Here is a 16889-nt window from a genome sequence, read left to right as displayed (position 1 = left end):
TATTTTCACCGATCATCGTTAATAATCAGGCTATGTATACCTCGGTATTGCTGCAAGGCATGGATGATTTCATATTCTAGATATTGCTTTATTCGCGGGTCTCCATCATATAAATTTGCCAATGAATCTAACTGGTAAATGATGAAATCATAATTACTCAAATATATATTTTTTTTACCAGTAACTCGCTCATCCGAGGTTTCCGGTGCTGCAGAAAAAAAGCGGGCATAATATTTATGCCCTTCAACAAATTTAATATTTCCATACCAAAGCAAGTGACAAATCATTACAAAATCCGCACCAAGCTTCATTCGGAAATCAAAATTTTGCAAAAGTTCTCGTCTAAATAACGCCTGACACATAGCACACAGAGTTATGTTTTTTGTCGCTTGAAGAAAACGAGCAATTCGTCTTTTTGAAAACGTATGGATAGCCTTTTCCATTCGACCATAATCGATGCCATCTAGGATCTTATGTGGTATACCAAATGCCATTGACAGTGATTCATCATGATCGAGGGTTTCTTTCATCGCAGACAGGTAACCGTCCGAAATATAGTCATGCCCCCCAAGCCACATAAAATATTGTGAGTCAGAAATATCATATAAATGTTTGAAGTTTTCAAATGCACCTACATTTTTCTCTTGCCTAGTCAGGACAAATCGTTTATCGCGAGCACAGATATCATTGATAATGTTCCATGTATTGTCGGTTGAACAATTATCAGACACGTGAAAGCAAACATTGTCTTCATCTTGCCTAATTAAAGAAAGTAGAGTCTGCTCTATATATTTTTCTTCGTTGAAAACAGGAACACCAACATAGCATTTGAATTTTGGCATTTTGCAACCACCATTTAACTTTAATAAGATTTACATCTGTGCAAATGGAAAATAAACTCATCTACGTTGGTAGATGTAAAAGTCCGAGAACGAACCAGTTAAATGGTCTCCGGCATATGGATATATGTTATTGATTTTACTAGTCTGCAACCAATCCGGGAAATGCCTGGCAATATATTTTTCAATGTTTCTATGCTTAATATGCTTCGGGGATGACTCGTTATCATCCGTATTGCTAGAATATATAACAACATATTTATCTGCTACACTAAAAAGCTGTTTCATGTAATTAAAGAACACTGCGTCCTCAACTAAATGAAATATTACATCAAGCGATATAGCCAAATCTGCCCGATGTTCTTTCAGCTCATCAGCGATAAAAAAACTTTTTCTTACGTCATTTATGAATTTTTGTTTACAGATGTTTATAGCTGACGGACTGACGTCAACACCTATATAGAAATTATAATCTGCATACGACAATTGATTCCCATCGCCACACCCAAGTTCGATAACGCTATCAATATTGTTAACCTTTACGAATTTGTTCAATACTGCAGATTTGAACTCGGCAAATTTTTCATATGAACCAGCGCCAGAATTCCCACCGGTTGCATATCTTTTTTCCCAATATAGTTTTGAATTAAACTCCTCCATATCACCCCCGATTAAACTCACTAACAACGTCATCATAAAATGACTCTAGAATTTCGGTCTGCCTGACGATGTCAAAGTTATTCTTTACAAAAGCATACCCTTTTTTCCCCATGGCATGGGCTAGCTCATCATCCATCAGAAGCCGATATAAATATTCTGCTAACGATTTATCATCTCTTTCATCAAACGCATATCCGGTCTCCCCATGAATCAGTCCCTCCCCCTTCCCCCCTCTGGATGATGTGATGACAGGCACCCCTAAACTCTGAGCCTCCAACAAAACCAACCCGAATGCCTCCGATTCCCCATTACCGATAGTGATACTGGGCAAGCATAAAACCTTTGACTCTGATATTTCTCTCATCACATTAGCACTAGGTAGCACGCCTAAAAATGAAACATTTAGATTGTATATCTTGGCAAACTCTTCCAATCCATTACGCAGAGGACCATCACCGATGATTCGCAGATGCACACCATCAATCCTTTTTTGCAAGATGCGCATGGCCCTTAACAAAAAAATACAGCCTTTATTTTCTGTCAGTCTACCAACAAATATAACTTCCCTGTTGTGCTGTTTGAATTTCAGATTAAATTTTTCAGCATGCGAAACATCCACCCCTATCGGGATATGGGTCACTTTGGATGGAGATATACCGAACTCTATGGCTCGCTCCTGGATAGCCTTTGAGACGGCAATAAACCTTACTTTGGGATCTGTGGACATTTTCACCAGTTCTTCGGGATAAGTAATCATGCTCCGACCACCAAACCCATTCTGCCACCAATCATGATTTCTATTAATATCATAACCATGTAGTGTTACAACCAATGGAACATCCATTTCCTTAGCTAATGGATAAACGCGCAGTGCATCGACAGCAAAATGCGCATGAATTAGCTTATAACCAGCATCCTTAAATAAATTAGCCTTTGACAACAGAGACGAACGAACAAATTCATTTACGGCACGGTTCATTGACAAAGTTTTATAATGCTCCTCGTCTTTCAGCAGCGTATTCACTTCCAACCCCTGAAGCGACAAGCCGTTATCTAATCTGACCTCTCCCAAGATGGCTGGATGCCAACGTTTCAAATGACAAGTCTGAGCCAAGACAAATGTTTCAGAATATGGCAGAAGATGAGTTCTAAAAACCAGAAGCTTATTCATTATCAATTAACCACCATAGTTAAAATTCCGCCATAATGGCTTAGTCACGCAAGGGCATAAAATGACAATAAAATACATCAAAAAGCAACAACAGGTATATTTTCTGCATATATCTTTATATCACCGCTCATGCTTTCATGATGTTTATCAGTCATAGTTACCACGCAATCTAAACTTTCCCATAATGCTGGTGCGAGGTCTTCCACGGAAAAGACACACCAACCATAAAAAGACTCTCCACGCTTATTTTTATCAATCAGTCTTTGAATTGACAAATACGAAGCGTAGTTTTTGATAAAAAAACATGTGTAATCATTGCATCCCATTAACGCAACATTATTTTTGTTGTACCTGCGACACCACAAAACCAACCGTATACAGCGCCAATGTAGATGCAGCTGTTTTATTTTCCAGTTCCCGATCAAATTTGGGTAAAACAGCATCGCCAGCCATTCATAGCGATTAAATGCCTGATCATTAGCTGTCATTTTTTTAGGTAACAAGATATGGACCGCATACCCGGCCTGAGCTTGCCATGAAAAATAGTGTTGGTTCTCACGCAGAAAGGTCAATGAGTATGCGTAATCAAGAGAACGGGACACCATGCCAGACGCTGCGTCAGCGACATGACGCAGCGTCAACACCTGATCGATAAACAAGAAGCGATCCGTTTCTGCGCCAAGCCGTAATGCAAAATCCCAGTCCTGATGCCCTCGCAACTTGTCATTGAAACGTACCCTCTGTGCGAGTTCACGCGTGACGATGAGACAGCTCGATTGAATACCACCGACACGATTAGTACAAAACGAGTATTCAGCAACGCTCTCATCGGTGCGGCGGGCCTCCCGAGGAAAGGGAGCACTACGCTCACCATGGCTCACGTTCTGATACGGATGATGAATTACCTGCCAATGTGGCTCAATCGCTAATATCTGGTCGATGCACTCCAGTTTCTCCGGTAACCATTCATCATCCGAATCCAAAAAACATAGATACTCGCCTCGAGCAGCTTCGATGCCACGATTACGCGCATAAGCGCCGTTTCGGTTAGGCTGGTAGCAGATCAGCGAAAAGCGAGAATCAGCTAAAGTGGTCACTAAAGCTTGTATTCGCTCACCAAACTCGGGAGTTGAACCATCATCGATTATGATGACCTCAAAGTTTCCGAATGTTTGCCGAGAAAGTGAGTCCAGCGCCCGCTGTAACGGCTCATCCCGGTTATAGACCGGAATAATAATACTGAACCGCACATATGCTGCGCTCATCCCGACCTCACACCTTTTCCGCGATAACGATCATGAAACAGCCGTCGCTGCCAGGAACAATCTCTGGATTCTGGAGGTTTTGCTGCTTGCTGACTTTCTGGAGGCGGAAGCCACAGCGCGCCAGCATCGACTCCAACTCGGCATAGGTATAGTGCTTCACGTGATAGGGAAATTGTGCGGCACTAAAAGGCATTACACTCTCGTTCGGCGTCGACATCACTAGCTTGCCCCCAGCCCGTAGCCATTCATGAAACTGACCCAGTAGGTCTTCATCAAACGTCACATGCTCAATGGTTTCAAAACAGACAACTGCGTCAAAGGAAGCTGAATCCAGCTGCAGAGTTCTAGCATCGGCACACAGATGAGTAATCTTCGGCGAGCTATAGTGTTTTCGCGCATAAGCCAGCGCTTCGGGTTCAATATCGACGGAGGTGACCTGACAATTAAGCTGGTTAGCCAACAGTTGGCTGCCGTAGCCGATCCCGCATGCCAAGTCGAGCACTCGTTGCGGCATAACAGCGCGTAGGCACTCTGCCGCGAACCGGTAACGATTCAGGTGGTCCTGGCGGATATTACGCAAATCCGGTGCCACTTGTCGCTCACCACGCACCATCGACTGCCGAGCCGAAGCCTGTAATAGGTGGGTATCATCAGTCACGATGTTGATGTCAACCAACCCCTGGCGGGCGAGCAAAAAAGCCAGTCGTTTACTGTTATAACCAGACTTGTTGCAGCCCGAATAATGCGTCGAATAGCCCGGTAGCATGGGATTACCATCGTGCTGGGGGCCAAAGAGCCCGGCGAAGCTCTGACGAGCGACTGAGGTCACATCTCGTAAAGTCCCTTCATCCCACTCAGCCTGTAGCCACTGGCCCACGACGTAATCCAGATCGGGGACCGTAACCTGTAAGTGACCATTAACTGCAAGTTTATCGACTAGACGTGTTAACAGTGTATCTGCTTCCATACTGGTCAAGAATTGCAAATCCAGTACTTGGATCAACTCAAACTCGCTATCCAACTGATGTGCAATTTCAGGGATCGGACAACTCACCTCGGACTGTCCCTCGACCCGCAGAGTGACCTGCCCACAGGTTGCACGGGTTACCACCAGCGTTCTCATTTTATTCATCCTTTAACTGTCCGATATTGAATAAACATCGTTATATTTCAATTCCAAACTGCTGCATGTAAGGCCCGATTTTTCGTACTAAATCGCTCCCATCAACCCGGAACTGGTTTTGAACCATTTGCAACATCACCTCTTGCTCATCGGGGCACTCGCTTAACAATGAACGACCGTAAAAGTGCACAGGAATTCCAACCAAACGAGCCTCAAACAGAGTGCTGGAGTTGATACCGCAAATAAACTTGCTCGATAGCGCCAGCGTCATGAAATCGCCACTAACAATTTCACGGCCATGAAAATCATATGTGTCTCCCAGAGGATCCAGCGGGTGGGGCTTAAAGAGCAGTCGTTCGTTTCCGTGATCGCGGATCACATCGTCAATAAACTGCTGCATCTTGCCTCCATAGTTGGAATAGAGACGCACATTGGTGTCGGTAGCGATCTGTAAAGGCACAAGAACGGCATCCCCAGGAACCCATAGGCGCCCACCCAGAAGCCGTTCCCTCACTCTCACCAACTCCTGCTCAGCGTCATCTTTCTGGCATGGCATTAGCCCCATGCATCGCCCCAGGTTGACGCCTTGCCTATCGAGATAAACATGCTCCCTTTGCGGGAAAAAACCCAGTTCGGCATAGAGATATCGCTTCCCCATATCCTGCAGATACTGTTTTACGCTGTCATAGTAGGCCGGTGTACCATTCCAGATGATGGCGCCAAGTAGGCGTGAAGGGGGAATAGCCATAATCGCATGAGCATCATAAGAGCGGACAACTCTGCACAGAATCTGCCGCTGATGTAGCCAAGTCATAAGACTAGCCAACTGCTGAACATGGTGATCCAACATGCAGACAAGTAACAACACCGGCCAAGTCTCTGTATCGGCCAACGAATCGGCCAAAGGATCGAGCAAGGATGGCAGGATCTCTTCTGGCTCAAGAGCCACCAGCCTATGGCAGCCATGTTGCCGCAATTTGGTCATCACCTCCTGTTCATAGTCATAGGGAGAAGAACCAATGATGATGCTCAGATCATGCTGGCTCGCCTGCGTCATATCGATCACCGGGAGCCCGAACTTTTCCGAACAATCGCTCGTCATTGTATCGATCAGGGCAACAGGCAGTGGACGCTGCATCTCTTGTAACCGTTGCAGGATCAGTTGACTGTAATTTCCCATACCAGCCAACAGGTACCCTGATGAAGGCAGCTCAGCAATAGATAATGAGCAGACCCCTTGCCGACCGACGATCTCAAATCTCATGGCAACCCCCAACCATAGCTATCTCTGATCCTAGGGGGATATTTTTAACGACCATGTCCATCTTCCCTTCATTACGCAGACATCGGTGGAAGCCAGCAAATATCGAACTCTGCGTGATAGCGCTCATAAATATCTAGGCAGGCTCGGTTCTTTTGACACAGGTGATGCCAGCGCTCGGCCAATACACCATACTCATCTGGCAATGCATTATGCTTGAGTACCGCAACATGGTTCAGCCAATTGGCCACGCGGTACAGCTGCGAATCCGACAAGTTAGACGGTTGATCCACCAGCCATTCATGAACCTCCATATCTTGCTCAGTAGCTGAAACACCAAGCGAATCCAGATACTTGCTGACAATACGCCGGTAAAGCTCTCGTTGTCTTACTTTGCGCAATATGGACGATTGGGCGCCATGAATACGATACAGCATCAACACCTCACGCAAGTTGGCGAAACGAACTTCGGGCTTGCTGATAGCCATTCTGGTCCACAACTCGGTATCTTCAACATCCGTATATTCTGGGTCATATCGAAAACGCTTGTAAACATCAGCACGCACCAGAATCGCGTTGTGTCCAACTCCGTTACTAAATAGCAGAATCGCATTTTTGATAAAGTTATCATAAGGTCGGTAATGCCATACCTCATCACGAACACCGAACAGTTTCAGCCAACACCCTACTATATCTATATGCGGATGTTCGTGTAAAAATGCCATCTGTTTCTCTATCCGCTCTGGTAACGAAATATCATCCCCATCCATCCTGGCTATATATTCCCCCCGAGCTAGCAATAGCGCGTCGTTCAGACAATTGGCAATTCCCTGCTGCCGCCGGTGATAATGAATGATCCGACTGTCCTTTGCTGCCATCCTGCCAATTACGGATCCAGTTTCATCGGTTGAGCCGTCATCAAATATTATTATTTCCAGATTCTTATAGGTCTGCTTCAATATGCTATCCAGCGCATCTTCGATATAATTAGCACAGTTATGAACAGACATAATGACCGAAACCAAGGGTTTACTGGGTGTTTTTTCAAAACTTGAGCCAAAACTATTTAATGCATTACTCACCGCATCATCCATATCAAAATAGCGATACTCGGCAAGGCGGCCCAAAGCAATCAGCTGCGGGAACCGGGTCAACTCATCACGGCACGCTTGATAATGCTGTTTGGCTGCATCGGTAAATAGTGGGTAGTAGGGCTCTAGCCCCTGTTCCGGCTGATAGTCACAGGGATATTCGTAAACGATGCTGGTACCGGGATGTACCTGCCCGCTGAAATGCTTGAACTCGGTGATCCGGGTGAAGGCTTCTTCATTCGGATAATTGACGGTGGTGACCGGTTGAAATTGTTCCTGTGCCAGATGGCGATGCTCAAAACGCAGTGAGCGATATGGCAGGTAATTCCCCTCTGCCGGCAGCAGATGATCCAGCATCCCGGTATAGATCAAGGGGCCGTTAAATGGCTCTCCATCCAGCAGCACCCGCTTCTGCTGCCAATCCAGTCTGACGTGCTCTGCCATTGGGGTCGACAGCCTCACGTCAATCAGCGGGTGAGCGAGCATGCGCTCAAACATGGCGGTATAGCCTGCGGCCGGTACCGCCTGCCAGGGGTCGGTGAAGTAGCGATCATCCCGACTGACCACCACGGGTACCCGCGCCGTCACCTCGGGGGAGATCTGCTCGGGCGGTACCCCCCACTGTTTGCTGGTGTAGTTGACAAAAGCCTTCTGATAGATGAAATCCGCCAGTTCGCCCAGCAGGGGATCCTGCTCCTTGCGCAGTTCGAGGATCGGCACTCTGGCGCCATCCCCGAACCGGGTGCGCAGGGCCTCAATCATGGCGCTGGCCTTGTAGGCGGGGAAACAGCGCTCGATGCTGGTCAGATTGAACGGGATAGGCACCAACTGCCCGTCGATACGTGACAGTACGCGGTGCTCGTAAGGCAACCACTCGGTAAACTGGGACAGGTAATCCCACACCTCCTTGCTGTCGGTATGGAAGAGGTGCGGCCCATAGCGATGGATCAGCACGCCATGCTCGTCATACTCGTCGAAGCAGTTGCCCCCGATGTGATCGCGCTGTTCCAGCACCAGCACCTTCCAGCCAAGCTGGCTGGCCATGCGTTCAGCCATAACGGCGCCAGACAGCCCGGCGCCAATGACGATTGCCTGATAACTCACGCCGCTTCTCCAAACAGTTGTTGTACGACCCGGACGGGATGGGCTCGCTGCGCCCACGCCAGTTGATGGCGCTCGTCGAAGAACCAGCCAGGGGCCAGCTCCGCAACCTCTGCCGCCGACTGCTCGATGAGCTGAGTAAAGCGGGCGGCATCATCCTGCCGCAAAAAGTAGAGCGCGGCAGAGTAGTAGTGATGGGCACGCCCCTGGGCAATGACCACCGGGTCTGCACCGAATGCAGCGGCATTATCACAGGCGCGCAGCAGGTCGCGCAGCGACTGCTCACGCCGCTCTGCGGATTTGCGGGTCTGCCCGCCGAAGCTCTGGGTATGGAAGCGATAACGCCCCAGCAGCTCGGGGATGAAATCCAGGGTGCCCGGATTGAGGGAGAGATTCAGGATGTGCCAGGGATAATCGAGAATGATCTTGCACCCTTCATCGATGGCATCGGCCATGCCGTCATAGCGGCGGAACATGATGGAGCTGGCATTGACGAAGACCCCGAAGCGGATCAGCGCCTCCCGCGTCATCACGGGTTCGAGGTAACGGGCATTGTAGTAATCGTGGGTGAAGAGCTTGATGCGCGCATCGGTCTCATCATCAAACATCTCCGCCTCGTGATAGCAAAGCGTGCAGCCGGGGTGCGCGTCCAGATAGTCGGCCTGACGCTGCAGCTTGCCCGGCAAGGCCAGGTCGTCGCCATCCACATAGGCAAGGTAGGCCCCTTTTGCTTCGCCAAGCAGCCGCTTCTGGGTTCTGGCCAGCCCCATGTTCTGTTCGTTTTGCAGGGCCCGCAGGGCCGGCCACTGCCGTGCCAGCCGTTGCATGATGGACCAGGAGTCATCACTCGAGCCGTCATCGATGGCTATCACCTCGAACTCGAAATCCGTCTGCTGCTCGAGCAGGCTGAGCAGGCAGGGTTCGATGAAGCGTGCCAGATTGTAGACGGGCACCAATACGCTGACTTTCATAGGGAAATCCAAGGGAAAATGAATAGAAAAGAAGCGGATGGGAGAAAATGGGCAAGGCTACCGCACGGTCCCTGTCAACCCTTCTCCCTCTCTGTCAGGTTTTACTGCAAGAGGTATGCCTGACCAAGCTAATCCATTGAAGCTGCTGGATTTATGTGAGCCACACCCGATTATTCACGTCGGCTGAGGCCACGGCTGTACTGTTGCAGCATGTCGATGCCATCCCAGTGCCATTCGAATGCGAGCGCCTGTCCCGGTGCCACCACCCGGTCAATCCGGCAGGTGGGGGCAGTCGGCAGCGCCGCTTCGACCCCGGCCCTGTCACCGCCGACCCAGACGCAGGTCTGCATGTCCCAGGGCTGTGCCAGCAGCTCATTCAGGGTATCGGCCACAAATTCGGCAACTGTACCTCCTCCGACGTGTGCGAGCCGCAGCCCGCTCGCCGGAGTCAATAAGGTGACGCCGGGCAAGCTGGTCACCTTCATTGCCCCCTGCTCGGCGGCATTTTGTTGACTGTGGATGAGTCGTTCCATCGCCAGAGCGGGATCGGCGGCAAAGGGGGCAAACAGGGCTTCCAGCAGGCGGCGGCGCAACCCCTCGTCGGGCTCGCCCAGCCAGCAGAGGGTGGTTGGCGAGGCGCAGGCCTGCTGGTTGAAACGGGTGCAGTCCTGCTGCAAGGCAGCCAGTGCCCGTTGCCACTCTTGCGGATCCAGCCCGGCCAGCCAGCGGCTGTCGAGCACCGCCATCGAGCGGCGATCCGGAAATACCACTTCCTGTGCCATGGGGGCCAGGGGAATGGCCCGCACCTGGCGAATGGTCTCGTCGCCACCCCAGATGATGCGCTGCCGGCAGCGCGCCGACAGCCAGGCGGTGATGCCCTCGTCGTGGTTATAGCGAATGAAGCGGGTACGGGCGGCGATCGCTTGCCATTCACCGAGGCTGAACAGTTCGTTGAGGATCGCCAGCATGGCCTCCTGCTGCGGAGCGCGGCGTGACGACAGCCGCACCACGCAGGGATTGCCCATCAACAGGGCCATCAACCAGGAGTAGAAGGCCACCGTCGGCACGTTGGAGGGCACCAGGTGAAAGGTGACCCCCAGCGGCCCCCGTCCCTGCAAGCGCTGTTGTTCTCTGGCCAGCTGGCGGGGCCGCAGCCAGAAACCGAACGCGGCCAGATCAGGGTGACGACGCCCCTCTTGTTGCAGGCGGGCCGACAGCGCCGCCACGAAATCGCAGATGACGGGGGCAAAGCAGGGCAGCGGCTGCGGGCAGAAGGTTGGCCAGCCCGCCGTCGGGGCCACGAAGCTGACCGCCGGCCCCTCCTGCCAGAGCACTGTGGTCGCCCCGGACGGGGTCATTGGAAGGTGTCGCTGCATCCCCTCACCTCGGCGCCGTGCTGGCGTCCCGCTACGTGAAAATAACGGCCATGGCGGCCACAAGGGCAGTCATCCTCTCCCAGCAGCACACCGAGATCCTCGCTCAGCAGGCTGTGGCCGGGATAACTGCCGGGGATGGCGGAGAGCACCTGCAGCAGGCCTGGACTGCCAATCCCGAGCGGCTGATGGGTGAGCGGATCGCGCACCTGTACATCGGCAAACACGGGAGCATGCAGGTGTCCCTGCTCGCACTCGACGAAGATGGAGCCTACCTGCTCCACCATGCCGTAGAAGTTGTGTACCCGAGCCAACCCCAGCTGTTCGCGGCAGCGGGCCTTGAAGGCGGGATTGTCCACCGCTAGGTGCTGCAGCTTCTTCCAGCCGCCGCTGTGAAACAAAATGCCCTGTGTCAGCGGCAGTTGCAGGCCGCGCTCGCGCAGCGGCTCCAGCAGGCATTGCCAGACCATGAAGGTGAAGCCGAACAGCAACACCGGCTGGCCGGCATATTTGTCACAGAAGGCCTCGATGACAGGCCAGTTGGGCCGCATCTGCTCGTCGAGGGCATAGGTGTGATCACGGCCGAGGAAAGAGAGCCCCAGCGCGCCCGCGCCGCGCGCCGAAAAGCCGCTGCGGTTCTGGATGAGGGCGGGTTGCTCCACCAGCAGCATGGGCAGGCGCTGCTTGCCGACAAACTCCTGCAGGATCTTCACCAGCACCTTGCTCTGCAAGGCGGCGGTCTCCCGATCCAGCACGATCCGTGATGGTGAACCCGTGGTGCCCGACGAGGTGAGCACCTTGAACACTTCGCTCTGCGGCACGCTCTGCCATTGGGCCAGTTTGAACAGCCGGGCTGCCAGGTAGGGCAGCGCATCGTAGTCGGTCGCCGCGGCCGTCCAGCCGAAGGCTTGCAGCACATTGTCATAGGCCGTGCAGTGTGCCTGATGGTGCGCAGTCAAGGTGTTGAGCCGCGCCAGCAGCAGCGCCTGTTTGGCGGCCTGGGGCAGGGCGAAGATCGGCGCGCTCAGCAGCTGCTCCATCACGCCTCCCCCGCCAGTCTGGCCAGGGCGGCGTAGTCAATCTTGTGATTGGCGGTGCGCGGCAGTTGTGTCACCTGCACCACTTGCACCGCCCGCGGCGGGGCCTGCAGCCACTGCGCCAGCTCGCGCTGCAAGCAGTCGGTCGTCAAGTCATCGCGGGGCTCGACGGCCACCAGCAGGCAGTCGTCACGCCCGCCGCAGGCCCCCGTCCAGCCCCAGCGATGGAGCTGGCTCTCGACCTCCGCCAGGCTGACCCGCTTGCCGAACAGCTTGAGAAAACGGCTGAGCCGGCCGCAGATGTAGTAGCGGCCCGCCTCGTCACAGCGGGCCAGATCGCCGGTAGCCAGCTCCTGCAGCTGGGCGCCCAGCGCCAGATCCTCGGCCGTAACGGCGTAACCCAGCATGACGTTGTCGCCGCGATAGACCAGCTCCCCCTCCCCTGGCTTGCCCCCCTCCTGCGCGCGCAAGGTGAACTGGCCGCCGGGAATGGCGCGACCGATGGCATCGGGATGAGCGGCCACCTCGGGCGCTGCCAGCCAGGCCATGCGGGCGGTGGCCTCGGTCTGGCCGTACATGACGAAAAAGCGCCGCTCCAGCCGCAGGGCCTGCTCGGCAAACTGCTGTGCCAGCGCGGGTTCGAGACGCCCGCCCGCCTGGGTCAGGGTCTGCAACGAGGGGTAGCGGGCCCAGTCAAAGCGCAGCCGGGCCAGCATCTGATAGGTAAAGGGCACCCCGGCAAAGCTGCTCACGCCGTGCAGATCGACCTGCTGCCAGAAGTCGCGCTCCAGCACGCTCCCTTCGTGCTGCACCAGGGAGGCGCCCACCAGCAGATGGCTGTTGAGCACCGACAGGCCGTAGGAGTAATACAGCGGCAGGCTGGTGATGGCCCGCTCGGCCGCGGTCAGCGCCAGATAATCGGCGATGGAGGCGGCGTTGGCCGCCAGATTGCGCCCCGACAACCGCACCCACTTGGCGCTGCCGGTGCTACCCGAGGTCGGCAGCATTACCGCCAGCGCCGGGTGCAGGGCGGGCGTCGCCGCGGCGAGCCGCTCCAGCTGGCCGGTGTCATTGACCCGCCAGCTCACGCCAAACTGCCGGCAGCTGGCATCGTGCTGACTCGCAGGGAGGGCCGGGTCTGCCAGCATTACGACATGCCCCAGCTTGAGCGCGGCCAGATAGTGCAGCAGGTGGACGGTGCGGGTGAAAAAGGGCAGATAGACCAGGCTGCGCTCGTCCGGATAGCTGGCCACCAGCCGCGCCACCCGCCGTGCCAGCTCGCCGTAGGAGAGCCAGCCCTCTTGCGGGTCGCGCCAGGCCGGTGACGGGTTGTCTTCCCGCAGGTGGGCAAGCAGTGCGTGCGCGTGATCCATCAGACCGTCATGCCTCCATCCACACCGATGACCTGACCGGTCACATAACTTGCCAGGTCGGAGGCGAGAAACAGCGCCACCTTGGCCACCTCGTCCGGGGTGCCGATGCGCCCCATGGCGATGCTGGCGAGCCGCTCGGCAAACTTGTCGTCCGGGATGGCGTGGGCCATCTCGGTGTCGATGAAACCCGGAGCGATGGCATTGACCCGGATCTGGCTGGCGGCCAGCTCCTTGGCCAGCGACTGGGTGATGCCGATCACCGCCGCCTTGCTGCCGGCATAGCTGCAAAGCCCGGCGGCACCCACCCGCCCCATCAGGGAGGCCAGATTGATGATGCTGCCGCCACCGCTGCGCTGCATCAGGCGGGTGGCATACTGGCTGCAATAGACCACGCTGAAGGTGTTGTGGCTGAAGGTCTGCTCCAGCTGGGCCTGATTGACCATGCCGAGCAGCCCCTCTTCCAGTATGCCGGCATTGTTGACCAGTACGTCCAACTGGCGCGTCTGGGCAAACAGCTGCTGAAAGGCCTGCTTGACCGCCTGCGGCTGCGCCACGTCGACGCAGAGCGAGTGACAAGGCACGCCGAACTCGGCGCCGAGCTCATCGGCCAGCCGGCTCATGGCCGCCTCGTCGCGTCCCGCCAGCCACAGCTCGGCCCCCTGCGCGGCAAACAGCCGGGCAATGGCGAGCCCGATGCCGCGCCCGGCGCCGGTGATCAACACCCGCTTGCCTTGCAGCAGCCCCTGCATCAGAGGGCGACCCCGTACTTGGCGAGGATCTCCCGCGCCTTGGCGACCGAGCTCATGTCGATGATGTCATCGGTATCGAGCAGCACGCCGTAGCAGTCCTCCAGCTGGGCGATCAGGCCCATGTGGGCGACGGAGTCCCACTGGGGAATGCTGTTGTAGGCCAGCTGGTCGCTGACACTGCCGACGTCGATGCCGAGGGCATCGGCAAAAACCTGTTCCAACGCTGTAGTCATCTGAAAAATCTCCGTAGCCGTTCTCGGGCGGCATAATAATCGGCGGGCTGCAGTTCGAGGGCGATGAAGTCGCCCTGTTGCCCCTGTTGGCGATAGCCGAGCTGTGCGTTGAGGCGCAAGGCGGCGTCGTTGCCGGTGCGCACCAGAGTGCGGATGCAGCCGAGCCGGAAGGTATCGAAGCCCTGATCGAGCTGTGACAGGGCGGCGGCGACGGCCAGCATGGGGTGACGCACGCTGGAGCGGCCCAGATAGAGGCCGGCATCGGCCACCGGCTGCCCCTGCAGCGATTGCCGCGTCTCCCCTTTCAGGTTGACGTAGCCGGCCCGCAGACCGCGGCACCAGAGCACCCAGTGCTGCTGGTCAGACCGTTCCAGGCTGCTGACGAACCACTGCCGTTGCTGGCGGGGGGAGATGAGCGCCTGCTCCACCATCTGCAACCGCACCTCGTCCAGGTTGCGCCAGCGTCGCAGGGTGGGCAGATCCCAGGGCTGGAGCGGGCGCAATTCGACACCATAACTCATGTTCAATACCAACGACGTCCCATCACTTGCCCATGTTATCGACCATCACCGGGCAATTCCGTAGCAAAGCTCAATAATATAAGATGAAAACTCGGTATAATCTCAAAAATAATCAACGAGTTGTCATCAATTATCCGGCTCGGCGACCACGTCGGGCTCCTCAGGGAGAGAGCATCATGGCCATCGCCATCATCCCGGCACGGGGCGGCAGCAAGCGCATTCCCCGCAAGAACATCCGCCCCTTCTGCGGCTTGCCCATGATTGCCTACGCCATCGGGGCAGCCAGAGACTCGGGCTGTTTCAGTCGGGTGGTGGTCTCCACCGATGACCCTGAGATCGCCGAGGTGGCCCGTCGCCTCGGGGCCGAGGTGCCCTTCCTGCGGGGCGCCGCGCTGGCCGATGACCATACCGGCACCACTCCTGTGGTGATCGACACCATCCAGCGGCTCGACCAGCTTGGCATCCAGGCAGAACACTACTGCTGCATCTATGCCACCGTGCCGCTGATCCAGGCCGCCGACCTGCACGCCGCCCACCACCGCCTGCTCGCCAGCAAGGCCCCCTTCGTCTACACGGTGGCCGAATTCGGCTTCCCGATCCAGCGGGCGGTGCGCATGGACGCGCAAGGCAGGGTCACACCGTTCTGGCCGGAGCAGATGGCGAAACGCTCCCAGGATCTGGAGCCCGCCTATCAGGATGCCGGCCAGTTCTACTGGGGCAGTCGCGCGGCCTGGCTGGGAGGGATCAGCCCGGTGGGGGGAGAGGGGATCGGCCACATATTGCCGCGGCACAGGGTGGTCGACATCGACACGCCGGAAGATTGGCACCTGGCCGAACTGCTCTATCAAGTGCTGGCCCAAGATGACGTTTAAGGTTGCCTTCCGGCTCGACGCCGGCGCCGATATCGGCTTGGGCCACCTGATGCGCTGCCTGGCCATCGCCGATCGGCTGCACGCCGCCGGGACCGAGTGCCACTTCCTCTGCCACGATCTGCCGGCGCACCTGCTGCCGCTGCTGCAGCCCCATCACCATCATCCCCTGAGCGCGTTGGATGACGCCGGCCCGCTGCCCGGCTTGCAGCCCGATTGGCTGGTGTTCGATCACTACCAGATTGACCAGCGGCTCGAAACCCAGCTGGCCGCCCACTGCGGCCGCGTGCTGGTGATCGATGATCTGGCCGACCGACCGCACCACTGCCAGCTGCTGCTGGATCAGGGCCCCTTGCGCCGCACCGCCGATTACCAGCCGCTCACCCCCGCCGGTTGCCGGCTGCTGCTGGGCACCGACTATGCCCTGCTGCGCCCCGCCTATCGCCAGCTGGCACGTCAACATACAGACCGGTGGCAAAGGGGGCTCGTCTGCTTTGGCGGCGCCGATCCGGCCGGCGCCTGCCTCATCACCCTCAACAGCCTGGCCCGGCAGCCTTGGGCCCGCACCATCCGCTGGACCCTGGTGGCGGGCGGGGCCAATCCCTTCTGGCCCGAGCTGGAACAGAGGGTGGCCGAACTGACCCACCTCGACCTGGTGCTGTTGCGCCAGAGCGACCAGATGGCCGACCTGATGAGCCGGCACGACTTCGCCATCGGCGCCGCCGGCGGCATGACCTGGGAGCGGGCCTGTCTCGGCCTGCCGACCCTGGCGGTGCCCATCGTCGACAACCAGCAGTTCAACGACCAGGTGATCGCCCGCTTTCGGCTGGCCGAGCGGCTGACCCTGAGCGAGCTGGCCGAGCCTGAGCGGCTGCTGCAGGCCCTGCAACGGCTTGAACAACAGTCAGACGACTACCGCCGCCGTGGCCAGCAGCAGGTGGACGGGCTGGGGCTGGATCGGCTCACCGCCCGGTTGCTGCCACAACCGGATTATCAGCTGTTACCAGATGGCCAACAGTGGCAACTACGCCATGATGGCAAACTGCTGCTCACCCTGACCCTGAACGGCCAGCGGCTGACATGGCAGGCCACTCAGCCACTTCAGCCCACGGCGTGGCAAGAGCTGGCATATCGCTTGCAGACAATTTTCTCCCAATTTCCCCTCTATCTTGCCGAGCCACCGCAGATAGCGCCCCCTGCCCCTTGGCAGCCGGCGCCGCAAGGCTGGCAACTTGGCACAGGAGTCTGAACA

At 55.9% G+C, this 16889-nt stretch carries 16 protein-coding genes and 1 pseudogene; 2 read left to right on the top strand and 15 right to left on the bottom strand.

Annotation, left to right across the window (positions count from 1 at the left end; all coding sequences use genetic code 11):
- Positions 1-5: 5 nt before the first annotated feature.
- The 15 genes and pseudogenes from AB5Y94_RS12275 to AB5Y94_RS12205 form a co-directional block, all read right to left on the bottom strand.
- Positions 6-842 carry a glycosyltransferase family 2 protein gene (locus AB5Y94_RS12275; RefSeq protein WP_368205618.1) on the bottom strand — a complete coding sequence of 279 codons (837 nt, stop codon included), beginning with the start codon at positions 840-842 and terminating at the stop codon, positions 6-8.
- A 57-nt stretch (positions 843-899) separates the two neighbouring features.
- Positions 900-1535 (bottom strand): class I SAM-dependent methyltransferase, encoded by a 636-nt coding sequence (locus AB5Y94_RS12270; protein ID WP_368205616.1) that lies wholly within the window; start codon positions 1533-1535, stop codon positions 900-902.
- Positions 1501-2670 (bottom strand): glycosyltransferase, encoded by a 1170-nt coding sequence (locus AB5Y94_RS12265; protein WP_368205615.1) that lies wholly within the window; start codon positions 2668-2670, stop codon positions 1501-1503. The genes AB5Y94_RS12270 and AB5Y94_RS12265 overlap by 35 nt, the downstream gene beginning before the upstream one ends.
- Before the next feature lie 77 nt (positions 2671-2747).
- Complete coding sequence (locus AB5Y94_RS12260; protein ID WP_368205614.1) at positions 2748-3935, bottom strand: glycosyltransferase family 2 protein; 1188 nt, start codon at positions 3933-3935, stop codon at positions 2748-2750.
- Positions 3936-3942: 7 nt separating this feature from the next.
- On the bottom strand, positions 3943-5058 hold the full coding sequence (locus tag AB5Y94_RS12255) for a class I SAM-dependent methyltransferase (RefSeq protein WP_368205613.1): 1116 nt from the start codon (positions 5056-5058) through the stop codon (positions 3943-3945).
- A 40-nt stretch (positions 5059-5098) separates the two neighbouring features.
- Entirely contained in the window at positions 5099-6322 is a 1224-nt protein-coding gene (locus AB5Y94_RS12250) for a hypothetical protein (RefSeq protein ID WP_368205612.1), read from the bottom strand.
- 71 nt (positions 6323-6393) lie between these two features.
- On the bottom strand, positions 6394-7329 hold the full coding sequence (locus AB5Y94_RS12245) for a glycosyltransferase family 2 protein (protein ID WP_368205698.1): 936 nt from the start codon (positions 7327-7329) through the stop codon (positions 6394-6396).
- Positions 7330-7386: 57 nt separating this feature from the next.
- Positions 7387-8514, bottom strand: a pseudogene (gene glf, locus AB5Y94_RS12240) (UDP-galactopyranose mutase); the annotation flags it as partial.
- Positions 8511-9494 carry a glycosyltransferase family A protein gene (locus AB5Y94_RS12235; RefSeq protein WP_323992609.1) on the bottom strand — a complete coding sequence of 328 codons (984 nt, stop codon included), beginning with the start codon at positions 9492-9494 and terminating at the stop codon, positions 8511-8513. The pseudogene glf and the gene AB5Y94_RS12235, both read right to left, overlap by 4 nt.
- Before the next feature lie 158 nt (positions 9495-9652).
- Entirely contained in the window at positions 9653-10840 is a 1188-nt protein-coding gene (locus tag AB5Y94_RS12230) for an acyl-CoA reductase (protein ID WP_368205697.1), read from the bottom strand.
- Entirely contained in the window at positions 10837-11895 is a 1059-nt protein-coding gene (locus AB5Y94_RS12225) for an acyl-protein synthetase (RefSeq protein ID WP_017764880.1), read from the bottom strand. Before AB5Y94_RS12225 ends, AB5Y94_RS12230 begins: the two co-directional genes overlap by 4 nt.
- The gene (locus AB5Y94_RS12220) at positions 11895-13265 is read right to left on the bottom strand and encodes an AMP-binding protein (protein WP_017764881.1); all 1371 of its coding nucleotides are present in this window, start codon (positions 13263-13265) and stop codon (positions 11895-11897) included. The genes AB5Y94_RS12225 and AB5Y94_RS12220 overlap by 1 nt, the downstream gene beginning before the upstream one ends.
- On the bottom strand, positions 13265-14014 hold the full coding sequence (locus AB5Y94_RS12215; RefSeq protein ID WP_017764882.1) for an SDR family NAD(P)-dependent oxidoreductase: 750 nt from the start codon (positions 14012-14014) through the stop codon (positions 13265-13267). The genes AB5Y94_RS12220 and AB5Y94_RS12215 overlap by 1 nt, the downstream gene beginning before the upstream one ends.
- Complete coding sequence (locus AB5Y94_RS12210) at positions 14014-14247, bottom strand: acyl carrier protein (RefSeq protein ID WP_005306726.1); 234 nt, start codon at positions 14245-14247, stop codon at positions 14014-14016. Before AB5Y94_RS12210 ends, AB5Y94_RS12215 begins: the two co-directional genes overlap by 1 nt.
- Positions 14244-14780, bottom strand: coding sequence for a GNAT family N-acetyltransferase (locus AB5Y94_RS12205; protein ID WP_368205609.1), 537 nt, complete (start codon positions 14778-14780; stop codon positions 14244-14246). Before AB5Y94_RS12205 ends, AB5Y94_RS12210 begins: the two co-directional genes overlap by 4 nt.
- A gap of 164 nt (positions 14781-14944) precedes the next feature.
- Here AB5Y94_RS12205 and pseF point away from each other — a divergent pair, with 164 nt between their 5' ends.
- The gene (gene pseF, locus AB5Y94_RS12200; protein ID WP_368205607.1) at positions 14945-15640 is read left to right on the top strand and encodes a pseudaminic acid cytidylyltransferase; all 696 of its coding nucleotides are present in this window, start codon (positions 14945-14947) and stop codon (positions 15638-15640) included.
- On the top strand, positions 15630-16886 hold the full coding sequence (gene pseG / locus AB5Y94_RS12195; RefSeq protein WP_368205606.1) for a UDP-2,4-diacetamido-2,4,6-trideoxy-beta-L-altropyranose hydrolase: 1257 nt from the start codon (positions 15630-15632) through the stop codon (positions 16884-16886). Before pseF ends, pseG begins: the two co-directional genes overlap by 11 nt.
- The last annotated feature ends 3 nt before the right edge of the window (positions 16887-16889 follow it).

This window comes from Aeromonas sp. s5, from assembly GCF_040907865.1.
GTDB lineage: Bacteria > Pseudomonadota > Gammaproteobacteria > Enterobacterales > Aeromonadaceae > Aeromonas > Aeromonas dhakensis.
The sequence above is the reverse complement of the archived record's forward strand: the minus strand, read 5'-3'. Positions and strand labels throughout refer to the sequence as shown.

Excerpts from the sequence above, each read along its gene's own strand:
- AB5Y94_RS12270 (WP_368205616.1), bottom strand. The coding sequence starts at position 1,535 with ATGATGACGTTGTTAGTGAGTTTAATCGGGGGTGATATGGAGGAGTTT.
- AB5Y94_RS12265 (WP_368205615.1), bottom strand. The coding sequence starts at position 2,670 with ATGAATAAGCTTCTGGTTTTTAGAACTCATCTTCTGCCATATTCTGAA.
- AB5Y94_RS12250 (WP_368205612.1), bottom strand. The coding sequence starts at position 6,322 with ATGAGATTTGAGATCGTCGGTCGGCAAGGGGTCTGCTCATTATCTATT.
- AB5Y94_RS12260 (WP_368205614.1), bottom strand. The coding sequence starts at position 3,935 with ATGAGCGCAGCATATGTGCGGTTCAGTATTATTATTCCGGTCTATAAC.
- AB5Y94_RS12230 (WP_368205697.1), bottom strand. The coding sequence starts at position 10,840 with ATGACCCCGTCCGGGGCGACCACAGTGCTCTGGCAGGAGGGGCCGGCG.
- AB5Y94_RS12225 (WP_017764880.1), bottom strand. The coding sequence starts at position 11,895 with ATGGAGCAGCTGCTGAGCGCGCCGATCTTCGCCCTGCCCCAGGCCGCC.
- AB5Y94_RS12255 (WP_368205613.1), bottom strand. The coding sequence starts at position 5,058 with ATGAGAACGCTGGTGGTAACCCGTGCAACCTGTGGGCAGGTCACTCTG.
- AB5Y94_RS12245 (WP_368205698.1), bottom strand. The coding sequence starts at position 7,329 with ATGTCTGTTCATAACTGTGCTAATTATATCGAAGATGCGCTGGATAGC.
- AB5Y94_RS12210 (WP_005306726.1), bottom strand. The coding sequence starts at position 14,247 with ATGACTACAGCGTTGGAACAGGTTTTTGCCGATGCCCTCGGCATCGAC.
- AB5Y94_RS12215 (WP_017764882.1), bottom strand. The coding sequence starts at position 14,014 with ATGCAGGGGCTGCTGCAAGGCAAGCGGGTGTTGATCACCGGCGCCGGG.
- pseG (WP_368205606.1), top strand. The coding sequence starts at position 15,630 with ATGACGTTTAAGGTTGCCTTCCGGCTCGACGCCGGCGCCGATATCGGC.
- AB5Y94_RS12275 (WP_368205618.1), bottom strand. The coding sequence starts at position 842 with ATGCCAAAATTCAAATGCTATGTTGGTGTTCCTGTTTTCAACGAAGAA.
- pseF (WP_368205607.1), top strand. The coding sequence starts at position 14,945 with ATGGCCATCGCCATCATCCCGGCACGGGGCGGCAGCAAGCGCATTCCC.
- AB5Y94_RS12220 (WP_017764881.1), bottom strand. The coding sequence starts at position 13,265 with ATGGATCACGCGCACGCACTGCTTGCCCACCTGCGGGAAGACAACCCG.